This window comes from Dyadobacter sp. CY343, assembly GCF_021390335.1.
Classification (GTDB): domain Bacteria; phylum Bacteroidota; class Bacteroidia; order Cytophagales; family Spirosomataceae; genus Dyadobacter.
Genome location: NZ_JAJUXK010000002.1, coordinates 23,252 through 45,439, shown reverse-complemented (window position 1 = coordinate 45,439; position 22,188 = coordinate 23,252). Strand labels below are relative to the sequence as shown.

19 protein-coding genes are annotated in these 22,188 nt (G+C 46.9%); 12 read left to right on the top strand and 7 right to left on the bottom strand.

Annotation, left to right across the window (positions count from 1 at the left end; genetic code table 11):
• Window positions 1-408 precede the first annotated feature (408 nt).
• Window positions 409-2,517 (bottom strand): ATP-binding protein, encoded by a 2,109-nt coding sequence (locus LZG94_RS06710; protein ID WP_233791162.1) that lies wholly within the window; start codon window positions 2,515-2,517, stop codon window positions 409-411.
• Between the two features lie 472 nt (window positions 2,518-2,989).
• Here LZG94_RS06710 and LZG94_RS06705 point away from each other — a divergent pair, with 472 nt between their 5' ends.
• The 4 genes from LZG94_RS06705 to LZG94_RS06690 all read left to right on the top strand — a co-directional run bounded on the left by LZG94_RS06705 (window position 2,990) and on the right by LZG94_RS06690 (window position 6,208).
• Window positions 2,990-3,265, top strand: a complete 276-nt coding sequence (locus LZG94_RS06705; protein ID WP_215236387.1) for a helix-turn-helix transcriptional regulator — start codon at window positions 2,990-2,992, stop codon at window positions 3,263-3,265.
• A gap of 106 nt (window positions 3,266-3,371) precedes the next feature.
• Entirely contained in the window at window positions 3,372-4,118 is a 747-nt protein-coding gene (locus LZG94_RS06700; RefSeq protein ID WP_233791161.1) for an NADPH-dependent F420 reductase, read from the top strand.
• Between the two features lie 12 nt (window positions 4,119-4,130).
• Window positions 4,131-5,498, top strand: coding sequence for an NtaA/DmoA family FMN-dependent monooxygenase (locus tag LZG94_RS06695; protein WP_255700616.1), 1,368 nt, complete (start codon window positions 4,131-4,133; stop codon window positions 5,496-5,498).
• 29 nt (window positions 5,499-5,527) lie between these two features.
• A complete protein-coding gene (locus tag LZG94_RS06690; RefSeq protein ID WP_233791159.1) occupies window positions 5,528-6,208 on the top strand; it encodes an NADPH-dependent F420 reductase in 681 nt (226 codons plus the stop codon).
• A 341-nt stretch (window positions 6,209-6,549) separates the two neighbouring features.
• On the opposite strand, the gene mnmE is transcribed toward LZG94_RS06690, so the two are convergent.
• Window positions 6,550-7,917 carry a tRNA uridine-5-carboxymethylaminomethyl(34) synthesis GTPase MnmE gene (gene mnmE / locus LZG94_RS06685; protein WP_233791158.1) on the bottom strand — a complete coding sequence of 456 codons (1,368 nt, stop codon included), beginning with the start codon at window positions 7,915-7,917 and terminating at the stop codon, window positions 6,550-6,552.
• Window positions 7,918-8,004: 87 nt separating this feature from the next.
• A complete protein-coding gene (locus LZG94_RS06680) occupies window positions 8,005-9,999 on the bottom strand; it encodes a T9SS type A sorting domain-containing protein (RefSeq protein ID WP_233791157.1) in 1,995 nt (664 codons plus the stop codon).
• A gap of 120 nt (window positions 10,000-10,119) precedes the next feature.
• On the opposite strand from LZG94_RS06680, the gene LZG94_RS06675 reads away from it, so the two are divergent.
• The 6 genes from LZG94_RS06675 to msrB all read left to right on the top strand — a co-directional run bounded on the left by LZG94_RS06675 (window position 10,120) and on the right by msrB (window position 16,322).
• On the top strand, window positions 10,120-10,746 hold the full coding sequence (locus LZG94_RS06675; protein ID WP_233791156.1) for a 7-carboxy-7-deazaguanine synthase QueE: 627 nt from the start codon (window positions 10,120-10,122) through the stop codon (window positions 10,744-10,746).
• 74 nt (window positions 10,747-10,820) lie between these two features.
• Window positions 10,821-12,647: an OmpA family protein gene (locus LZG94_RS06670; RefSeq protein ID WP_233791155.1), complete on the top strand. Its 1,827-nt coding sequence runs from the start codon at window positions 10,821-10,823 to the stop codon at window positions 12,645-12,647.
• Between the two features lie 159 nt (window positions 12,648-12,806).
• Window positions 12,807-13,769, top strand: a complete 963-nt coding sequence (gene trxB, locus LZG94_RS06665; protein ID WP_233791154.1) for a thioredoxin-disulfide reductase — start codon at window positions 12,807-12,809, stop codon at window positions 13,767-13,769.
• 76 nt (window positions 13,770-13,845) lie between these two features.
• The gene (locus LZG94_RS06660; protein ID WP_215236467.1) at window positions 13,846-14,925 is read left to right on the top strand and encodes a M23 family metallopeptidase; all 1,080 of its coding nucleotides are present in this window, start codon (window positions 13,846-13,848) and stop codon (window positions 14,923-14,925) included.
• 8 nt (window positions 14,926-14,933) lie between these two features.
• A complete protein-coding gene (gene bshB1, locus LZG94_RS06655) occupies window positions 14,934-15,662 on the top strand; it encodes a bacillithiol biosynthesis deacetylase BshB1 (protein ID WP_233791153.1) in 729 nt (242 codons plus the stop codon).
• 93 nt (window positions 15,663-15,755) lie between these two features.
• Window positions 15,756-16,322 (top strand): peptide-methionine (R)-S-oxide reductase MsrB, encoded by a 567-nt coding sequence (msrB, locus tag LZG94_RS06650; RefSeq protein ID WP_215236469.1) that lies wholly within the window; start codon window positions 15,756-15,758, stop codon window positions 16,320-16,322.
• Between the two features lie 6 nt (window positions 16,323-16,328).
• Here the strand turns inward: msrB and LZG94_RS06645 are convergent, their stop codons facing one another.
• The 3 genes from LZG94_RS06645 to LZG94_RS06635 are packed head-to-tail and all read right to left on the bottom strand — an operon-like array spanning window position 16,329 to window position 18,362.
• Window positions 16,329-17,021 (bottom strand): hypothetical protein, encoded by a 693-nt coding sequence (locus LZG94_RS06645; protein WP_233791152.1) that lies wholly within the window; start codon window positions 17,019-17,021, stop codon window positions 16,329-16,331.
• Window positions 17,018-17,782: an LVIVD repeat-containing protein gene (locus LZG94_RS06640; protein WP_233791151.1), complete on the bottom strand. Its 765-nt coding sequence runs from the start codon at window positions 17,780-17,782 to the stop codon at window positions 17,018-17,020. The genes LZG94_RS06645 and LZG94_RS06640 overlap by 4 nt, the downstream gene beginning before the upstream one ends.
• A 43-nt stretch (window positions 17,783-17,825) precedes the next feature.
• A complete protein-coding gene (locus tag LZG94_RS06635; RefSeq protein ID WP_233791150.1) occupies window positions 17,826-18,362 on the bottom strand; it encodes a hypothetical protein in 537 nt (178 codons plus the stop codon).
• A 198-nt stretch (window positions 18,363-18,560) separates the two neighbouring features.
• On the opposite strand from LZG94_RS06635, the gene LZG94_RS06630 reads away from it, so the two are divergent.
• Window positions 18,561-19,535, top strand: coding sequence for a c-type cytochrome (locus LZG94_RS06630; RefSeq protein ID WP_233791149.1), 975 nt, complete (start codon window positions 18,561-18,563; stop codon window positions 19,533-19,535).
• A 49-nt stretch (window positions 19,536-19,584) separates the two neighbouring features.
• Here the strand turns inward: LZG94_RS06630 and LZG94_RS06625 are convergent, their stop codons facing one another.
• Entirely contained in the window at window positions 19,585-21,240 is a 1,656-nt protein-coding gene (locus tag LZG94_RS06625; RefSeq protein ID WP_233791148.1) for a glycoside hydrolase family 28 protein, read from the bottom strand.
• A 419-nt stretch (window positions 21,241-21,659) separates the two neighbouring features.
• Here LZG94_RS06625 and LZG94_RS06620 point away from each other — a divergent pair, with 419 nt between their 5' ends.
• Window positions 21,660-22,130: an ankyrin repeat domain-containing protein gene (locus LZG94_RS06620; protein WP_310589852.1), complete on the top strand. Its 471-nt coding sequence runs from the start codon at window positions 21,660-21,662 to the stop codon at window positions 22,128-22,130.
• Window positions 22,131-22,188 lie beyond the last annotated feature (58 nt).

Genomic DNA, 22,188 nt, shown 5'->3' with positions numbered 1-22,188 from the left:
CTTCAATTCGGTGGGCGTAACCGACATTTCAAAGTCCTATATCAGCGTTTTAAAAGTTTTGCATTTTCCCATGAAGCGTCATTTCCCACCTTTGTGTCATTGTAAGTGCACTTCGCTGCATTAACCAAAAACCAAAACCTCCAAGGCCACCAGAATTTGCCAAAATTTGTTCAAATAACCGATTTTATGAAATGCAATACTTTGTGGAGCCTGGTATGTAAGGCTGAACCTCATGCAGCAGCGGCCTTACAATACTTCTAATCTGATCCGCTTCGCCCTTGAAGCTGGTACATTAATCCCACTCAAAAAACAATGAGATTATTACAAGACTATTTCTGATCTGCACCATTATCGGGCTGATCAGTTGCAAATGTGGTAGATTTTCTAAAATTTAAACGCTTACCAAAACTACTCTGAAAATACAGGTAAATACACACAGAACGTTGATCCTTCGCCAGGACTACTGATCGCGGTGATAACCCCACCGTGATTGGATGCCACACGCTCACAGATTGCCAGCCCGATCCCTGTCCCTTCAAAATCGTTTTGTGTATGCAGTCTTTGGAAAACCTGAAAAATACGGTCCAGGTATTTCACATCGAAACCGATACCTTCATCCCTGACATTAATCTGATGGAATACTTCAGTATTGCTAGAAAGTTTTAGATCAAATGGTAGGTCTGCCTTATTCCGCCTGAGATATTCGATATGGATGTGGGGTTTTTCTCCGCGCGGCGTAAATTTAATGGCATTTGAAATCAGGTTTTGAAACAGATGCGCAAGTTGTGCATTATCGCCTTCCAGCACGCCAAGTTGATCAATCTCAATAATGGCTTCACGTTCTTGTATTTCGTGTGCCAGAGTCTCCAAGACGTCGGCCATCACTGAATTCAATGAAACCAGTCCATATTTTTGCTGCCGAGAATCAACTAACGCATATGCTAACAAGTCTTTTACCAATGCGGACATCCTTTGTCCCGACGCATTGATGCGGCCTAATATGTATGCGGATTTCTCATTGACCTCGTAGCCAAGTTCCTTTGTAAGCAGAGAGCTAAATGATTGTATTTTACGGAGAGGTTCTTGCAGATCATGACTCGCAATATGAGCAAACTGACGCAGATTGTTGTTTAGCCTGATAAGATCTTCGTTGACGATTGTAAGTTCCTGCGTGCGAAGTTTGACCCTGTCTTCCAGCTCCATTGAAAGCTGTCGGTACTGGCGTTCACTCATCTCTATCTTTTGCCGGCTTATGACCTGCGCTGTTACATCGGTGGCGATCACCAGCACACCTGATATTTTTCCGTTGAGCTGATGCCGTGGCTGATAAGTCAAATCAACATAAGCTGTTTCCAGCTTATGGTTACGTACAAGATCCACGGGGGTTTCCAGGACAGTATAAGGTATGCCCGTCGTGATCACATCTCTAAGAATTAAATCAAAACCTTGTCCCTGAATTTCAGGCAGAGCAATTACAAGGGGTTTACCAACCAATTGATCCGGTGTCCTTCCAACCAGTTGAGCGTAAAACGGGTTAGCCATTGTAAATGTGAGTTCCAATTCGTCGATCAAGGCAATAGCAACCGGTAACTCTTCGAAGGAGGCCAATATTTGTTGCTGGGCGAGATCCACTTTTTGCTGGGTCAGAAACCGGTCAGTTACATCGATGGCTATGTCCATGACCGCATAGAATTTGCCATTTCTGTCACGTATTGGTTGGTAGGTAAAATCAAAATAGTAGGTTCCTATTACGCCGTTAATTTCCAGATTGGCCGGCATATTTTCAGCAGTATATGCCACACCGGTTGTGAGTACATCTTTCAGGATTCCCAGGAAAGGTTGATCTCTTGTTTCGGGAAGCGCCTCAGTCAGTGACTTTCCAATTACAGACCCATCTTTTCCCCAATAGGAAAGCATTAGGTCATTAGCCAGATCAATCTGCATATCTTCCCCCGTAAAAAGACTCATTGCAACAGGTGCCTGACTGAGCAGCGACCTAAAATGTGCCTCGCTATCACTCAATTCCCTATTTCGTCTTCTTAGCTTTATTAGGTTTACGACCTGGTCAGCTAATATCTTCAATGCTTTAAGCTGATCCTGGGTTAACACTTTTGGCTCATGATCAATCACACATAATGACCCCAGCGCAAATCCATCTTCATCAATAAGCGGCGTGCCAGCATAAAAAATCACGTGAGGGTTACCCGTTACGAGGGGATTTGATGCAAAGCGGGCATCTAGCCTTGAATCAGTAACGACAAAGGTTTCATTTGGGTCAAGTATTGCGTGGGAGCAAAATGAATATTCACGTGGGGTTTCACGTGTATTAAGTCCATGATTGGATTTAAACCACTGCCTTGTATCATCTACCAGGCTAACCAAGGAAATGGGTGTTTGGCAAATCTGAGCAGCTAAATACGTGATATTGTCGTAGTCTTGCTCTGGCAAGGAATCGAGGATATCGTATTTTCTTAATGCGTTAAGGCGGTTGTATTCACCAGCAGAAGTATTATTCAAGTCCATCAATATAAATCATCACAGTGCATTTTTCAGTATATACGACCTTGTTCAAGGTTCCGATTTCAAAGAGCAAACCTTAAAGTTTTGCCACCAAGTCAGTGTTATTCTTAAAAAACCGCTCCCAAGAAAGTTAGGTGTATTTTATTTAATCCTTGTATATCAACGAGTGATAGTGCTGAACTAACGAAGCTGGTACAATCCTCTGAGGTTGATTTGCTTGTAATATCTGTCACTGTTCCTTCTATCAGCTTCGTTAAAGAGTTGAACAGACCTTTTGGAAATTTGCAAGAAATATCAGAGAGGGCATTGCATCCACTCAAAATGCCGAATGGATCAAGGAGGATGGAGTAACAGATTCAGGGAAAATAATCCTGGCAGATCAGGTAGATATTATTGGTAGGGAACGATTGTAGCACACACATAGTTAATCATACATTAACGAATGCGCATGTGTTAAAAAAAAATAGATATGGATACGAAATCACTTACTAAAATGGCAAAGTCGCTTAGCGACCCGCACCGTCTGCTCCTGCTGAAAGAAATTGCAAAAGGGACAAACAGAGGCTGTGCGGATCTGTTCGAATTTGTGCCGATAAGTCAACCGTCCATGTCGCAGCACTTAAAATCGCTCGCTGAATCCGGCTTGATTGAGTCGAATAAGGAAGGGCGTAATATGCGCCTTGCCATTAATGATGAAAAGTTGGATGAGTTGACGACATTTTTACAGTCTCTGAAAACAGCCTGATAACTTTTTGCCCGCTGATCATCTTGACGCGGGATTTATTTTGCCACTATACATAAACGTTTGCTTATATATTGATTCAATTATCTTATCTTAAAATAGTTTTCATATGAAAATAGGAATTATCGGCGTAGGCCATATCGGAAAAACATTGGCCTTGAAATTGGCCCAGGCAGGACATGATGTAGTTGTGGCTAATTCCAGTGGGCCCGAGCATATTGATCCGGCTGTGCTGGCTACCGGTGCCGAAGCCGTTACGGCTCAACAAGCCGTCCAGAATAAAGAGGTAATTATCTTGTCTGTTCCCTTGAACCGAATTCCAGAGCTTGCTCCTCTTTTTGCCGAAGTTTCACAAGAAGTCACTGTGATAGACACTTCTAATTATTACCCCGCACGTGATAGCCGCATTGATAGCATTGAAGCGGGACAGGTAGAAAGTCTATGGGTAGCAGAGCAGCTGGGACGTCCAATTGCCAAAGCATGGAATGCGATCGGCTCCCATTCTTTGGTTGTAAATGGAAAACCTGCGGGAAGCCCGTACCGAATTGCGATTCCCATTGCCGCTGACCGGGATATTGACCGGGAAATTACTACCCGATTAATTAATGACACGGGGTTTGATGCCTTTTATACAGGCTCTCTGGCAGATTCCTGGCGGCAGCAGCCGGGAGCTCCTTCCTATTGCACAGATTTATTATTGACCGAAATTCAAGCTGTGATTGATACAGCAGAAAAGCACAGGTTACCAAAACGCAGAGACCTGGCTGTGGCAGCTATTATGGAACGCGTTGAAAGTCCAACTACCAACCCAGATGCAGAATACGGTGTTCGTCTAAGTCGCGCACTGTACATGTAGTCTCATAGCACTATGGATTCTTTAAAAGAAAAAACAGATTTGCACTTGGGAATCAGCAAGCAGATGCTAATTGGTCTTCATCTCGGGAATGGATATGGCTCTCAACCCGGAGCGTGGCGTATGCCGAGAGTAGATCCCGAAAGCTACACCAGTTTTGATGTGCGTGTAAAGCAGGCGCAGGCAGCTGAGCGCGGCAAATTTCAGTTTATATTTTTACCAGATGGCCCTGGCGCTGTTATAACAGATATAGAAAGCGAATCTCCTGCCTTCAACCTGGATGTAATGATGACCCTGGCTGCTGTGGCGCGCGAAACGGAGTATATCGGACTGGTTGCAACGGGATCTACTACATTCAATGAGCCTTTCAACCTGGCAAGGCAATTCAAAGCGCTCGATGTAATGAGCCATGGCCGAGCGGGCTGGAATGCCATTACATCAAGCGGCGATGATGTTGCTGCCAATTACGGCAGGAAAATTCCATCCAGTGAAGATCGTTATGGCCGTGCGCACGAGACAGTCCAACTGATACAGGCACTTTGGGGAAGTTGGGGAAGGGGTGCGTGGGTGCACAACCAGCAGACTGGCCAGTTTGCTAAGAAAGAGCAGATCCTTCCCATCAATTTACAGGGCAAGTATGTCGGCTCGCGTGGACCGCTTTACATTCCGCCATCCGAGCAAGGCCAGCCCATTATTTTTCACGCCGGCGGCAGTCCTAATGGTCACGAATTGGCAGGGCGTTTTGCCAATGCAGTTATCGGCGCAGCATTTACTATTGAAGATGCACGTGCCCAACGGAATGCATTCAGGGAAGCTGCTAAACGTTACGGACGTGATCCTGACGAGATTAAATACATTCCCGGTCTGATGACGACCATCGCCAAAGACAGACGAGCAGCACTCGACCGCCGGATTCAACTAACAGCGCATTCATTCCGCCAAAGGGCCGGTTATCTTCAGCAAATGCTTAGCATTCCAATTGATGCAACCCGGCTTGATGAACCAATTTCAAAAGAACTGTTGCAGGATGCCCGCCCGTCTCGTTATGATCCCCGTGCACCACATGCTTTGAAGATTGCAAAAGAAGGATGGATTCTGCGTGATATTTTGGCGCACGGTGTGATCGATTATCATCCTGTAATTGTTGGTCCGGGAATTGAAGCTGCCGATCATATGCAGGCGTGGTTTGAAGCTGGTGCTGCCGATGGATTCTGGATTTCGCCAGACGTGAACTCAGACGGGATTGATGCTTTTGTGGACGAAGTAGTTCCCATTTTACAAGAGCGCGGGCTTTTTCATAAGGAATACGAAGGCAAAACCCTGCGCCAACATCTGGGCGCGCCGGACCAGTATGGAATTGATCCGCGTGTTTCAAACAAATAAATTAATTAGAAAAACTAAATACAAACATCATGGAAATAGGAATCATAGGACCCGGAAACATTGGAAGCACATTGGCCGGGTATTTAACAGCGCTTGGACATCAGGTCATGATTGCAAACTCGCGCGGACCAAAATCACTTGGCGAGATTGCTGCCAAAACAGGTGCAACTGCTGTGACTACGGAAGCAGCAGCAGGAGCAGAAGACCTTATCATTATTGCTATTCCCAATAAGGCCATTGTCAATCTTCCAAAAGAATTACTTTCTGCGTCGAAAGCCACGATTGTTGATGCCGGGAATTATTACCCTTCACGCGACGGGCAGATCGCCGATATCCAGGGTGGACTGACAGACAGTGAATGGGTGGCGAAGGTAATCGGGCATCCTGTGATCAAGGCATTTAATAACATCGTCGCGCCAAGCCTGGCTTCAAAGGCAATTCCTGCTGGCAGCCCAAACCGCATTGCATTGTCGGTTGCGGGTGATGATCAGCAGCAAAAACAGACGGTTATTGATCTCGTTGACGAAATTGGTTTCGATGCCATTGATGGCGGCACACTTTCAGAATCTTGGAGACAGCAACCAGGTGCGCCAGCGTATTGTCAGGATTTGGATAGAGAATCACTAAAATCTGCTTTGCAAAGGGCCGACATTACTCAGCGCGATGACAACCGGGCAAAGGCTGATGAAATGGCGCGTCCATATTTGTAACAATAACCATTAAGAGTACATAACGCGCGAAATCGTAGCCTTGTTATAGTGTTTTCGCTGCAACTCTTTGTTGCAATGTTCGCAAATACGCGTGATGCTAATATCGGAGCTCATTGGGTGATATTAGACTATATAACGGTAAATAAGATCTTTTAAGAGTAAGTAAGCGAAGTAATCTCTCCAGTTTTCACTTATCCCATCGACCCTCATCGTTCAGTGACAAATAGGGGACAAATATAAACAAAACGTCACAAAATTCCTGTAACAAAGCACAGAAAATACTGGATAAGTCTCTGTTTTAGAGGCTGTTGTTTGCAGAATTTTGCAGTTGTTTAGCTACGCTACTTCCCGATACAAAACTTTGAAAATATATTATCCAGCAAATCATCCGTCACAATCGTCCCCGTAATCTCCCCCAAATGGTGCAGCGAAAGGCGGATATCCTGGGCTAGAAAATCACCTGTCACTCCTAGCGTCAGCCCGTTGATGACGTCTGTCAGTGAGTTGAAGGTTTTTTGGAGATGTTCGTAGTGTCGCAGGTTCGTTACTACCGTGTCGGTAGCGGATTGTTTGTGAACGAGGGCGATCAGTTTGGTGGTCAGCGCGCCCAGGCCGCTTTGGGTTTGGGCAGAAATTGCAATGATCTCTTCATGCAATAAATAAAGGCGGGGGGCGCTATCGATGTCGATATCGATTTTATTCAATACAAACAAAAACTGCTTGTCTGCTGGAAGGGTTTCAGACAAGGCTTTGATATCCCTGAAAGTCTCCTCACTATCAAACAAAAAGATCACAATATCGGCCTTTTCCATCGCCGCTATCGAGCGTTCGATGCCGATAGATTCGACAAAGTCAACAGTTTCCCTAATCCCGGCGGTGTCGATGAAGCGGAATTTAATGCCCCCAAGCAGCATCGTATCTTCAATAACATCGCGCGTCGTGCCGGCAATGCTCGTCACAATTGCCTTTTCTTCGTTCAACAATGCATTCAGCAATGTGGATTTTCCAACGTTGGGCGAGCCGATAATCGCAACCGGCACGCCTTCCTTGATCGCATTACCCAGATCAAAAGATTCAATCAGCGGGGCGATCGTTTCCAGCAAATGCTCGATTAGCTTTCTCAGATCGTCGCGCTCGGCGAATTCAACATCTTCTTCGCCAAAGTCCAGTTCCAGTTCAATCAGCGAAGCGAAATGTATCAGCTCCGTGCGCAATGCAGCCAGCTTTTTTGAAAAGCCGCCGCGCAACTGGTTCAATGCCGTTTTATGACTGGATTGCGAGTCAGCCGCGATCAGATCCGCGACTGCCTCGGCCTGGACGAGGTCAAATTGTCCGTTCAGAAAAGCTCTTTGCGTAAACTCGCCTGGCTTCGCGATTCTTGCGCCTTTTGAGATCAGTACCTTTAATATTTGCCGGATAATATAGTCGGAACCGTGGCAGGAAATCTCAATCGAATCCTCTTTGGTAAATGACCGCGGGGTTTTAAAAACAGTAACGAGCACTTCGTCGATAATATCCGTCCCGTCAGAAATCGTCCCGAAATGTACCGTGTGGGACTCTGCTTTTTCCAGATTTTTACCCTTAAAAATGGCGTTAACCATTGAGATCGAGCCTTCTCCCGAAACCCTGATCACCGCGATCGCACCTACTCCCGAAGGCGTCGCCAGCGCGCAGATAACTTCCTGCTGATGAACTGGTGTAGTATTCATGCCGCAAATATGCCACTAAATCCAGTATGGGGCAAAGTTCAGAGCACGATTGACCGATATGTTGGCCGATTGCAAATCAGCAAAAAGTTAGCGGACGACGATTCGTTTCACCACCGAGCCGGCCGCCGTATGAATGCGGATCAGATAAGAGCCCTGCGAGATTCCCGCCAGATTAAGGATAGCCCAGTCGTGCTGATCATAACGTACTTCTTTCAGCTTCGCACCCGAAACGGATAGTACCTCCAATGTCTGGATACCGCCCCGCGCCGACACTACATTAACCTCTGCCGTAGCCGGATTTGGAAATACATCGAAGCCAGCGGCAGTCAGCAGCTCGGTACCCAGCACATCCGCGCTCATTTTCTTGTGCGTAATGCTCGTGATCGCCGACTCCGCATTTTCGGTTACACCCCGGATCGAGTAAATATATTCCACTCCCTGCTGCGCCGATTTATCAGCATAACTAGCTTGCAGTGGCAAATGCAGGATTTCGTGTGAGCCGGCGGAATCCGCTTTGCTATGCCTTTCGAGAATATAGCCAGTTACTCCCGGCAGTTCATTCCAGGTCAATTCCACGTTGCCGACATCGTCGCGCGCAGCCAGTGTGATTTTACCCAGGTCCGGAAAAGGATGAATTTTGTTGTGGTGAAATGCCAATGCCCTGAAACCCTTGTCATTTCTTAAAAAAGGCCCTATATAAACCCACGGCGCACTGAGCAAGCCCGCGTAGTGATATTTAGAAGGCAGGTATTTGATAGTCGAATCGGGCCCTGTGGTCTTTTTTTCCACGATGATCCTGTTAGCCTCGGCCCTACCCGATTTCAATTTCTGCCACTCTGCATTCAGGTAAAAGAAATCTTTAACCGAATAATTGGAAACAGGTTCCAGGCTGCCTTCGATATTGTTATTTAATGTATCATTAGGGTAAACCATTTTTTGGTAATCCTCAAATACCATAGTGATCTCCGTCGAGTCTTTGGTAGAGTAAAAAGCCTTTTTCAGACTGGGCGAAGTGATCTTTTCTTTTTGTTTATAATGATAAAACCCGGCCATATCTGCCAGCTCCTGGCCTAGTTTGAGATAACCCTCCAAACCGTAGTGAAAGCCATTCCAGCCGGGCGCGCCCAATGCGGCATATGGTTGCACAATCGGATATTTTTCTTCTAAAAGTCGCTGATCTTCCCTAAACTGGCCAATCCGGTCGTCGTAACCGCCGCCGCCAAACAGGGGAAGCTGAAAAACGTATGCTTTTTCGATCATCGGAAAATCTTCCTTCCAGTTGGAGACCATTTGTGCAAAACGTGGCGCCCAGGACAGCGGGTCCGGTGAGGCAGCTTCATTTTCTCCCTGCCAGTAAAATATCCCCTTCAATGCAGGCAGCAAGCCCGATTGCATCGCATAGCTGAGTAATACCCCGTAAGGTTTGGAAGCGTCGGCGTGGTCGTTTGGATTGCGGTCGATGAGCTGGGCAAGGGAAGCGCCGGCAAGTGCGCCGTTGATCACGCAGGTTGGAAAGCCGTACTTTTCAGCTACGCGTCTCTGAAATTCAATACCAAAAATCCCTACACGCGGACTGATCTCATTTGAAAGCCCGAAACTATTTCCCTGCGGGCCGGTCCCGAAAGTGCGGCAATATTCGTTCCGGTATTTATAGTCCACTTCCCAGGCTACTGCATTGGATTGACCATAGATCAGGTAAAAATCGCCCGCAACGACATTTTCCCGCTTCACGATCAGCGTAGAATCTGTCGCCGATTTGCACACATACACTTCAAAAGCATACTCCGCAAGCTCAGATTTGATCTTAGAAACGACACTGAATGCACCACTTTCGCCGGTATATTTCAGCTCATTTTTATGGTAACCAACCCGCGCGCCATCACGCGATTTGACAACGGATATGTAGGAATAGCCGGCGGCTTCCACGTTTCCGGAAATCGTAATATCCGCTTCATTATTCGCATTACGCGGAAACAGCTGCATATTCGCAGGTAAGGATTGGAAGTTGACAATCTGAATTTTCTCCGCAAACGAGAAGGAAAATGAAAACACGAAAGCAACGATGAGTAGAGTTTTCTTCATGAACGTTGATAGTTTTAATAGGGGCACGTAACAAACTTAAAATAAAGCGCTTATATATCAACACAATCTACTGGCGGGTTTAACATAAAACGGCTGTTTCGATTTTTGTATCTTTGCAAAATGTTAACTGAGACTTTACCTATTGAAACCACTACGCTTCCGGTGATGGAGGCTTTTTACACTTTGCAGGGCGAGGGGCAGCATAGTGGGCGCGCCGCCTATTTTATCCGCCTGGGCGGCTGTGAGGTGGGCTGCCACTGGTGTGATGTGAAAGAATCGTGGGACGCTAATCTGCACCCCAGATTTTCCATTGACTCGATTGTGAATGGTGCATTGCAGTACCCGGGCCGCCTGGCCGTTATTACCGGAGGCGAGCCGCTAATGTACAATCTGGACAAACTGACCGGCGCATTACAGCAGGCCGGGTTTAAAACCAATATCGAAACCTCGGGCGTTTATCCGTTTACCGGGCATTGGGACTGGGTTTGTTTTTCACCCAAAAAATTCAAAACGCCGCACCCGGATATCTACCGCCACGCCGACGAGCTGAAAGCGATTATCTACAACAAAAGTGATTTCGATTTCGCAGAAGAGCACGCCGCGCTGGTATCCGACCGTTGCACGCTGCTGATGCAGCCCGAATGGAGTAAGCACGATGTAATGCTGCCTTTGATTATTGACTATATCAAAGACAATCCGAAATGGAAAATGTCGTTACAAACCCATAAGTTTATGAACATTCCATAATGCGACGGGCCGTTTTTTTCGTAATCCTTTTTTGTTTCACAGCATCATATTCCCTTGTAGCACAAGAAACAACATTGTCTAAAAAGGGGCGCGAGAATTTTGATAAAGCTCAAAAAGCGTGGCAGGAGCGGCAACTGGGAGAGGCGATCATTCTTTTTGAAAAAGTACTGGCTGAAAACCCAAAAAGCTACGATACCAATATGCGGCTGGCGCAGATCTACGATTTGCAGCGCAATGCCGATCTCACCAAAAAATATTACACTGCCGCTGTTTCCATAAAACCCGACGCCCCACAATCTGCGACGGCGTTCCAGTGGCTGGGCAGATATTACTTCCAATCTGAGCGGTACGATTCCGCTCAGGTTTTTTTTGAGAACGCATTCAAGTTATTTCCTCCTAAATCCAGCCTCTCTCGCCTGGCGGAGAAATCTATTATATCTTCCAAATTTGCCCGCGAGGCGATCAAAAGTCCTTTGAATATTGAGAAAAGATCAATGGGCGATACTGTCAATTTCCTGCGCACACAGTATTTTCCGGCTATGACAGCGGACAATGAAACGCTCATATTCACCGGATTAACCGAAAACAGGGACGAGAATATTTACATTTCCAGGCGCTCAAAAGACAGCTGGGATACGCCCGAAGAAATTTCTCCTGCTATCAATACCATTAATAACGAAGGAACGTGCAGTGTTTCCGCCGACGGAAGAACGCTGGTTTTCACAGCCTGTAACCGACCCGACGGCTATGGTAGCTGCGACCTTTATATTTCCCAAAAAGAGGGTTCCGATTGGAGTGCGCCTGTGAATCTTGGACAGCAGGTCAATACCCGCGACTGGGAATCGCAACCATCGTTGTCAGCCGACGGACATACCTTGTATTTCGCCTCCGAGCGGAAAGACGGGCAGGGGAAGCGGGATATTTGGGTGAGTGTTCTGGATGAAAAAAGGCAATGGGGCGCGCCGAAAAACCTGGGGCCCGCTATCAATACGTCCGACGATGAGAATGCACCATTCATTCACGCCAACGGCCGCACTTTGTTTTATGCTTCAAATGGGCTGCCTGGAATGGGCGGATTTGACATATTTGTTTCTCAAAAAATTGATACGGTCTGGTCGGCGGCGAAAAACCTGGGGTATCCTATTAATACCGCATCCGAGCAGGTTGGGCTTTTCATCGCTTCCGACGGCCGCACTGCCTATTATACCGACGATACTTCCGACCGAGGCAAAGGCCGCTCGCTGCTTTACAGTTTCGAAGTGCCCGAATCGTTACAGAATATCATTGTGCCCGCGCGCTACGCAAAAGGCAAAGTCACAGATAAAAAAACGGGTCGGCCGCTGGCTTCGGAAATCGACCTTTTTGACCTCAAAACACAACAAAAAGTAGGCGCCTTTTCCTCTGACAGTAAAACGGGCTCTTTTTTGACGGTCCTAAACAAAGGCGGCGAATACGCATTTTATGTTTCCAAAGCAGGTTACCTTTTCAAAAGCCTCTCGTTTTCGGTCAGTGACTCGGTGTCTTTTGTAGACCTGGAAATTCCTTTGGAAGCGATTGAAAAGGATCGCGCTGAGGTCTTGAACAACATCTTTTTCCAAACCGGCAAATATGAGCTGGACGAAAAGTCGAAGGTGGAACTTGATAAAATGGCCGACTTCCTGACGAGAAACAAGTCGATCAAAATCGAAATTTCCGGGCATACCGATGATGTGGGGTCTGACGGAGAAAATATGGAGCTGTCCAGGAGACGGGCGCAATCGGTTCAGGAATATTTGCACAAATCAGGCATTGCCACCGAGCGCATTTCTTCGCGGGGATACGGTGAAACCAAGCCGGTTGCAGGTAATGATTCGGATGAAAACCGTCAGAGAAACAGGCGGATAGAGTGGCGGATACTCTGATAAACTTGCATAAAGGGCTTAAATTTCGCACTTTTGTCCATCTGCCTTTGTTGTAGTTATTGAATGCCTGAATGGCATTTCTCCAATTCGCACACTCCTGTTTTCGATCTGTTTTCAAGAAGATTTAACACGCGTCATTTACCTAAGTTATCGTTATCCATGTCATCTGAGAAAGTTTCCTGCTTAATTATCGGCTCCGGCCCTGCCGGTTACACCGCCGCCATATATGCAGCCAGAGCAGGTTTGAATCCTGTACTTTACCAAGGCGCCCAGCCGGGCGGCCAGCTTACTATTACGACCGAGGTTGATAATTATCCGGGTTATCCCGACGGTATTACCGGGCCTGAAATGATGATCAATTTCGAGAAACAGGCTAAGAGATTCGGTACGGATATCCGTTACGGAATGGCCACTGAGGTGGATTTTACATCTTATCCTCACAAGGTTATCATCGACAACAAACATGAAATTACAGCCGATTCAGTAATCGTTTCGACCGGTGCCTCGGCCAAGTGGCTGGGTATTGAAGGCGAAGACAGGCTGAACGGAAGAGGAGTTTCTGCCTGCGCGGTTTGCGACGGTTTCTTTTTCCGGGGTCAGGATGTGGTTGTGGTAGGCGCAGGAGATACTGCTGCCGAAGAAGCCAGCTATCTTGCCAAATTATGCAGGAAAGTATACCTGCTGGTGCGCCGCGACGAAATGCGCGCTTCAAAGATCATGCAGAAAAGGGTTGAAATGCTCCCTAACATCGAGATTTTGTGGAATACAGAAACCGTTAAACTGAACGGAGACGAAGGTCTTGAATCAGTTTTAGTTAAAAATAATAAAACCGGCGAGGAGCAACTTCTGGACGTAACTGGTTTCTTTGTAGCAATCGGTCACAAACCTAATACGGATATCTTCAAAGGATACCTGCATATGGACGAAACCGGCTATATTCAGACAGTAAAAGGAAGTTCATGCACGAATATCAAAGGCGTTTTCGCTTGTGGTGATGCGCAGGATAATGTTTACAGACAAGCAATTACCGCAGCCGGTACCGGCTGTATGGCGGCCCTTGATGCTGAAAGATTTTTGATGGAAAGAGAAGTGGAAGAGATTATCGAGGAAACAACAGCTTAATTATTTGCCCAACCCCTAAAATTTAACCAGACTACACGCATTATTCCGTTTGCGTGTAGTCTGCCCCATTTTAAGTATGAAAGTAAAGCTTATTGTAAGTTTGCTAGTGATGGTGTGTTTGATTTCATGGAACACGCAAGCCCAAGAGCGAGGTAAATTTAGAAGAAACCCAAAAATTAACCAGTCCGGAAACAACGCCAACGAAGGACCTGTAAGCAAAACTGCCGTTCCTCAGCCTGAGGATGAATACGAGGTAGAAACTTCCAACCTGAGATTTCAAAACCAGTTTGAACCCGTAAAACCACTCAATCCAACAGTCAATGAAGATACAACTACCATCGACGAAGGAGATACCGAAGTAGTGGAGGTAGTTGATTCATTGCAAGTTGGAGACGAATGGGTAAAAGCTGCCGAATACTATGTGATCTGGGACGCGCGCACGATCAATCCTTATGGTTTGAACCCGCTGGAATTTGACGAACCGGTTGATCTTACTTTATATAATGAAGCGCTGAACCGTAAATGGGCCACGCCGATGGAGAAAACTCCGACCACTTCGCATTTCAGTTACAGGTGGGGAAGGTGGCACAACGGAACCGATCTTGACCTGGAAACGGGTGATACGGTCCGCAGTACTTTTGACGGAATGGTCCGTATTGTAGCCTGGGACGGATCTGGCTACGGGCGCTTTATTGTGATCAGGCATTATAATGGTCTGGAAACCCTTTACGGCCACTTATCGAAACAATCGGTTGAATCGGGTCAGATGGTAAAAGCGGGAGAAATGATTGGATTGGGAGGAAATACCGGCCGGAGTTCGGGCTCGCATTTGCATTATGAAAACAGGTATGAGGGTAACCCTTTCGACCCAAGATATATTTTTGATTGGGATAATAAAACGATCAAATCCGATCACTTCACGCTGACAAGCAGCGTTTGGAATCATTTACGTGGTAAGTCAAATAAAAGTGAATTTGCGTCAGGCGATGCGGCGCCTGTTGCTTATAGTCGCTCGGTACTTCACAAAGTACGTCCGGGTGATACCCTCGGCGCGATCGCAGACCGTTATGGTGTGAGCATTTCATCCATAGCACGCCGGAATAGGATGTCAGCGCGGGCTACATTACGGATCGGCCAGAAACTCCGCATTAAATAACCTCAACTATGAAACTGGATATTTTAGCCATCACAGCCCACCCAGACGACGTGGAGCTGTGTTGTGCCGGTACGCTTTTGTCTCAAATCGCTTTGGGAAAAACAGTAGGTATTATTGACCTGACCCGTGGCGAGCTTGGCACGCGGGGAACACCCGAAGGCCGGATTCAGGAAGGAAAAAACGCTGCGGCTATCCTGGGCGTTTCCGTCAGGGAAAACGTGGGTTTGGCTGACGGTTTTTTCCGAAACGACGAGGAACATCAGAAGGCAATCATCCCATTTATCCGGAAATATCAGCCCGATATCGTCATCACCAATTCGATCGACGACCGGCACCCAGATCATGGGCGTGGCGGTAAGCTGGTTTCGGACAGTTGTTTCTATTCTGGTTTGAGAATGGTGAAGACTTATGATGCATTGGGTAATGAACAGGAAGCCTGGCGGCCGAGACAAGTCTTTCATGCAGTGCAGGACAGGTATATAAAGCCTGATTTTGTGGTTGATATAACCGCATTTCACGATCAGAAAATTGAAGCTGTGCGGGCATTCAAAAGTCAGTTTCACATTCCCGAATATAGAGGGGAAGGCGAGCCGCAAAGCTATATTTCCACACCCGAGTTCCTCGAATTCATCACTGCCCGCGCCCGCGAAATGGGACACGCAGTTGGGGTAACGTTCGGTGAAGGATTTACCAATGCGAGAATGCTGGGTGTGAAAGATCTTTCCGTATTCATTTGACTTTTTCGCCGATAAAATTGTTGCAATAGTATTGGCCAAAGTCAACTACGGGCGGCGTTTCATCGTATATAAGGAAAATCAAAATCAACAAATATGAAAAATACAGTAGTGCTAGCGGTTTCGGTGATGTTGATGCTGTTGCTTCAAAACTGCTACGGACAGTCGGCCTCCAAACAAACGGACCAGAAAAAAGCGACAGAGTATTCGCGGACCGATTCAGCTCCCGTCAATAAAAGTAATCAGGACTGGCAGAAGGTACTTTCACCGGAAGTGTATGAAGTAGCGCGGCTGAAAGGAACGGAAAGACCATTTACCAGCGAATATGAGCATTCCAAAGAGATCGGAACCTTCTATTGCGCGGTTTGCGGAAATGCCCTTTTCAAAAGTGATGCGAAATATGAAAGCGGTTGTGGCTGGCCTAGTTTCTTTGAACCGATCAACAAAAAATCGATCATTGAAGCAAAAGACAACAGCCACGGAATGCAACGGATCGAGGTAATGTGCGGTCGCTGCAAGTCGCATTTGGGACACGTTTTCGACGACGGCCCGCCTCCTACCGGTCTTCGCTATTGCATTAATGGTGTTGTTCTGGATTTCGAGAAAGCCAAAACTGCGGAGAAGAAATACAGCGCAGGTAAAAAAGCGAACTCGGGAAGCTAGGTCATATCAATCTTCAAATTTCCCAAGCACAATACCCAGGTGGAATCCCAACACCAGGCTCGGCACAAAATCGCGCGTGCCTGGTGTTGAGGATGCCCAGAATTCATCCGGACCTCTTACAAATGCATCGTTCAGGCCGGGTGTCAATGTCCGTACCTTAATACTCCGCATTCCCATCCCGGCGAAAAGATCCATCGTGAGCCGGCTGGGAAAATAAAATTGCCAGCCGATTTTTCCGTGCCCCGCGCCTACTACCCGCGCAATGCGGACATCCTTATTTTCGAAATAGCCGCAGCCGCCAAAACCCGAGCAGTCCATTCCTACCCATTGATTTTGCCGGTACACAACCTGTTTGAACATAAACTCACCGCCAAAATATCCCCTTACGCGCCGCTTCGTAAAATAGTAATATCTCAGCGTGGTCCTGCTTTTGTAAGTAGTTTTATCCGGCACATTGGCCGATTCGGTGTACCAGGCGCTGAAAGTGGACCGACCAAAACCCAGATCCTGCTGTAATGTAACCCCGCTTTTCCCTAATGGGATTTCGACCCCGACCTGGATCGTGTTGTCAAAATCAAACATAGGTAGCGGCGAATATTTGATGATCACGTGGTCCGAGGCAGTTTGCGCATCCACCTGCGCGGAAACGCGGTTAAGGATCAAACAAAAAGCGAAGACGAACAAATAGCTATTTCTCATAAAACAGGAATCTTGCTGAGCAGTTCAAATTTGTCTGCCTGATCATATTGATACTGGAAAAGACCTTTCTGGCCGGTTACGATTAAATGATTTGGTCTGACGATCACATCGTATGCCGGAATATCCTGGTGAAACTTTGTTTCTACCGCCTTTTCCGGATCGGAAATATCCATGACCCGCAATCCCAATTCCCCTTCGCAAACAAATAACTTGTTACCCGAAACGCCCAGCCCGTATGGCGACGACATGGTTTGTGAGTTAACCAATTTTGGATTGGAAGGATCGCTCACATCGACAATGTCCAGCGAGCTGCGCGTATTGCCCTGCCGGCAAACCACGCCACTTCTCAGGGTTACGTAAGCATATTGGTTTTGCACCACGACCGGGTCGCAGGATTGCACGTGCGTGAATTTGCTCAGCAATGCGGGGTTGGCTGGATTACTGTTATTATAAATATACATCCCGTCGTTTGCGCCGATGAAAAGGTGATTTTTGTAAGGAAAAATCGTCTCTATCCCCATACTCATATCTTTCGTGACCGTCTTGACCGGATTGGCACCGTCGGTGATATTATAAACCTCCAACGATTGCTTTGAGACGATATAAAGTGTGTTGCCGGTGATCGCAAAGCGGGCCATGGAGCCGCCGGTACCAGTCTGTGGAGTGAGTGACGAATCCTTGCCCTCATTGCAGGAGGTAAGGATCATGCAGAGCCCCAGAACAGCAAGGCCCAGGTAAAGGATCGGAATTATTTTTTTCATATTTAAAATAAAAAATGCCGGACGAACGAATAGAATTTATTTCTTATCTAAAACACTTAGGCTGAGCCGACATAGGCACTTTCTCCCAGCCCGACACAATGCCTTTTTTGGTATCCACACATTCGAAATATACATTCTGAAAAGGCGGAAAGTTATTATGGGGAATCGCGTCGGCGATTGTCTTGGAAAGCTTGGGCGAAAGTGGATCGGTAATATCAAAAACGAGGAGGTTTGAAACATTGTCTGCGTAGAGCCAGTTGCCTTTCACAGCAATATCGTAATTGCCGGTAATGGCTATAAACGACAGATTTTTAGGGTTTTTAGGATCTTTATTGTCGATAATATGAATCCCTTTTCCCAGCTCATTGATAAAAATGTAGGGGTCAAAAAGGTAGATCTTGCCCGGTTGAGCCAGGGGCTGCGCTCCCGCAATCTGAATTCTGGCAAGCTCATCCGGCGAGGAGTAAATCGGCCGGTAACCGGTACCGGTAAAGTCAACACCGTTGGGCGGACTGTCGGTTGGTTCTACACAACCGAAACCAATAAAGACAAGTGATAGCAACCTGAAAATTTTCTGCATGATTTGAGCTGTGAAAGATGAGACCCGGGACTTTGACACACTGTTACTAAAAAGGGTTGCAACTAATTTGGGAAAATCCGGGCGATGCATATACAAATATCCGTTAACTAAGTTTTCTCCATATAATTCACTTAGCACTCAGGTAGCTGCTATTTTCGCGCCTTTAACACCTTGAACCATTTTCCCCTCATTTACTCAATGAAAAAGTTCTTCAAAATCTTCGGCGTGATCCTGCTGTTGCTCATTATCCTTGTTGCCGGCGCCGGTATTTATGTCAAGTCAGCGCTTCCCAATGTAGGCGAACCTCCGGTGCTCACGATTGAAAAAACGCCTGCCCGGATCGAGCGTGGCAAATATCTGGCAAATCACGTTTCCGTTTGTATGGATTGTCACTCGACCCGCGACTGGAATTACTTTGCGGCCCCACTTTCCGGAAATTTCGGTGGCGGAGGCGAGAAGTTCAGTGCTGAGATGGGTTTTCCAGGCAATTTTTACGCGAGAAACATTACCCCCTACGCGCTGGCCAACTGGACCGACGGTGAGATTTTCCGCGCGGTTACGACAGGCGTAAGCAAAAATGGCAACGCATTGTTTCCGGTAATGCCTTACCACGGTTTCGGACAAATGGACCAGGAAGATATTTACAGCATTATTGCTTACGTGCGCACATTGGAGCCCGTGAAAAACGAAGTACCCGAATCGGTAGCAGATTTCCCCGTCAGCATCTTACTGAATACGATGCCTTCCAAAGCAACTTTCACAAAAATGCCGGCAGAAACCGATCAGATCGCCTACGGAAAATACCTGGTTACAGCTGCAAGCTGCGTGGAATGCCACAGTAAAATGGAAAAAGGAGCCCGCGTGGAAGGAACCGATTTCGGCGGCGGAATGGAGTTTAAGATACCAACCGGTACGCTGCGCTCTCCCAATATCACATCCGACAAAGCTACCGGCATCGGCTCGTGGACTGAGGAAGGATTTGTGAAACGCTTTAAAACATACGCCGACTCTTCCTACAAGCCGCACCGGGTCGGCCCGAAAGAATTCAATACCGTAATGCCGTGGAACATGTATGCCGGCATGAAGGAAAGCGATTTAAAGGCAATATACGCCTACCTGCAAACAGTACGTCCGCTCACGAATGTGGTAACCAAGTTTGAGCCGATTCCATAACTATTGAACTGATATTAGCAAAGTCTGATCAGCGATACCTGGGAGATTACTATTTTCCCGGATCAATGATCAGACTTTTTTCTTGTGCGCCTTTCTGAAATTCATTCACCTTTTTCGCTTTCGAAACGTCTGTTTTTTGCACAGTGATATTCCTGCTCCTTTCGCCGGAAACTGAAAACAGAACTTCACTTTCAAAATCGTACCTGATCGAATCGAGGCTGATGTTGCTGCTATTCTCCATAAAAACAACAGGCTTCGTTTCCTTCGTGATCAGCTGCACATTTTTGAACCGAATCTGATCTGCGTCAGTGAGTTCTATCCCCTTATCGGCGGAAAGTACCATATTTTCCATCACGATATTACTGACAGGCATTTCAGGAAGTCCGCGCACAAAAACGCCCTTTACCGCGCCATTGCAAACAATATTCTCAAAGTGCATATCCCTGAACACCGGCGTACCTTCATTCACTACCGGCCGCATATCCCGCTCGCCGTCGGTAGCAAACTTGACAAAATAATACAGATCGAAAAACACAGCTTCCTGCGCGATGTCCTTCATATAAATATCTTTTGCATAGATCTTTTCCACCACACCTCCCCTTCCCCGCACCGATTTGAAACGCAAGCCTTTATCGGTACCCATGAAAGTGCAATTCTGAACGAAGATATTCCGCGCTCCGCCGCTCATTTCGCTGCCCACCACAAATCCTCCGTGTCCGTTGTAAACGATATTATTTCTGATCACCCCATTTTCTGTGGGCATATTCCGCTTTCTTCCCTCTTCGTCTTTTCCGGATTTAATGCAAATCGCATCGTCGCCCACATCCAGCGTGCAGCCTTCTATCAAGAAGTTTTTGCAGGATTCGATATCCATTCCGTCGCCGTTGTGCGCGTATTCCGGATTTTTTACCCGCACATCACGGATTGTTAAATCCTCGCACATGAGGGGATGAATGCACCAGGCAGCTGAATTTTGGAAGGTCACTCCTTCCAAAAGCACTTTACGGCAATTATTGAATACGATCAGGTTAGGTCTGAGGAAATCTTTCATATCCGCAAAATCCCCGGGGGACTTACCTGGTGTGAGCAGCATGCTCTTATTTCCCACGCTCGCTTTCTTGAATTGCTCGCTTGGATACCACGTTTTCCCATCGTCTTTAAGCACTCCGCCGGAAGCCAGTTTCTCTTTCCATTGACTTTCCGTAAGCTGACTTTTATGGACCGCCCGCCACGCATCTCCGTTTCCGTCAATGATACCTTTGCCGGTGATCGCTACATTTTCAAGGTCGATCCCTGACACAGGAGACTGATTTCGCGCCGCACTTTTTCCCTCATAAAAACCTTCCGTAAGTGCGTATTGTGTTTTGTCAGGCGTAAAAAGAAGGGTCGCAGCGACACGCAGGTGCAGATTTACATTGCTCTTCATCACCACAGGCCCGGTGATCCACAAGCCGGCGGGTACCAATACAACACCCCCACCCTTTTTGCTGCAAGCCTCAATAGCTGCATTGATTGCCTTCGTATTTAAAGTGTGACCGTCGGGCCTGGCACCAAAAGTGGTGATCAGCAAGGTATCCTTCTTAAAAACCGGCTGCTTTATCTGTGGCAGATTGGTCCAGCTGTACGCTGTTGTGCTTTGCGCGAATGCATTTGAAAACCAAAAAACAGCAGCTATTATCAGTAAATATCTCTTCTTAAAATTCATATAATTGAAATCTAGCCACTAATACCGAAACGAAGATCGTAACGGTAAATACGTGAGCATACCATTGAAAAATGTAACTTTTACCAGATCGGGCGAATTCCCGACTTCCGGATCCGGGAGAATTTGAAGCCAATTTTGAACGCGAACAATACATTATCCCTATTTTTTTACGCAGACGTTACCGGGAACGTTGCCACCTGGTTTACCGCTTCCGTCAGACCGATGCTAAATCATCATATAGGGGCCAATATGAAAAACCACGTTGTAGGTTGGTTTTAAATATTACAGGAAAAGCTTCTGATCTATCCGCCCGTTAAGGCTAGTGAAGCGGGGCAGATCGGTTGGCAGGATAATTGCAAGGCGGGCTTATATTTATTCACCCTGCCGCAATGGCAAATTACAGCGACATTGAACTAAACATGGAAAATCTTGACAAAGTACTTATTCACGCAGCCCGGCTGGGCAATGCGCCGGTTATCAGTGAAATCATTGAGAAAGGGCAATCGGTGAATGTGCAGGACGAAAAAGGATATACGCCGCTGATCATCGCCTGTTACAACAATCATTACGAGGCCGCAGCGCTTCTGCTGAAACATGGCGCAGATGTGAATGCAGCTGATCATGGCGGCAATACCGCTTTGATGGGCGTGAGTTTCAAAGGTTACGACGATATTGCCCGGCTGCTGATCAGTAATGGCGCCGATTTGAACCTGCAACACGGAAACGGCGGTACCGCGTTGATGTTTGCGGCGATGTTTGGCAGGAATGAGCTTGTCAAACTGTTACTGGCAGAGGGTGCGGATACTAGTATTCTGGATGTGAGGGGTTTATCCGTTAAAGATCTCGCATTGCAGCAGGGAAATCACCAGGCGATTGAAATGTTAGCTTAATATTTCAGTTAAAAGTAAAGAGGCTGTCTCCGCGAAGTGCAAGACAGCCTCTTTTTCA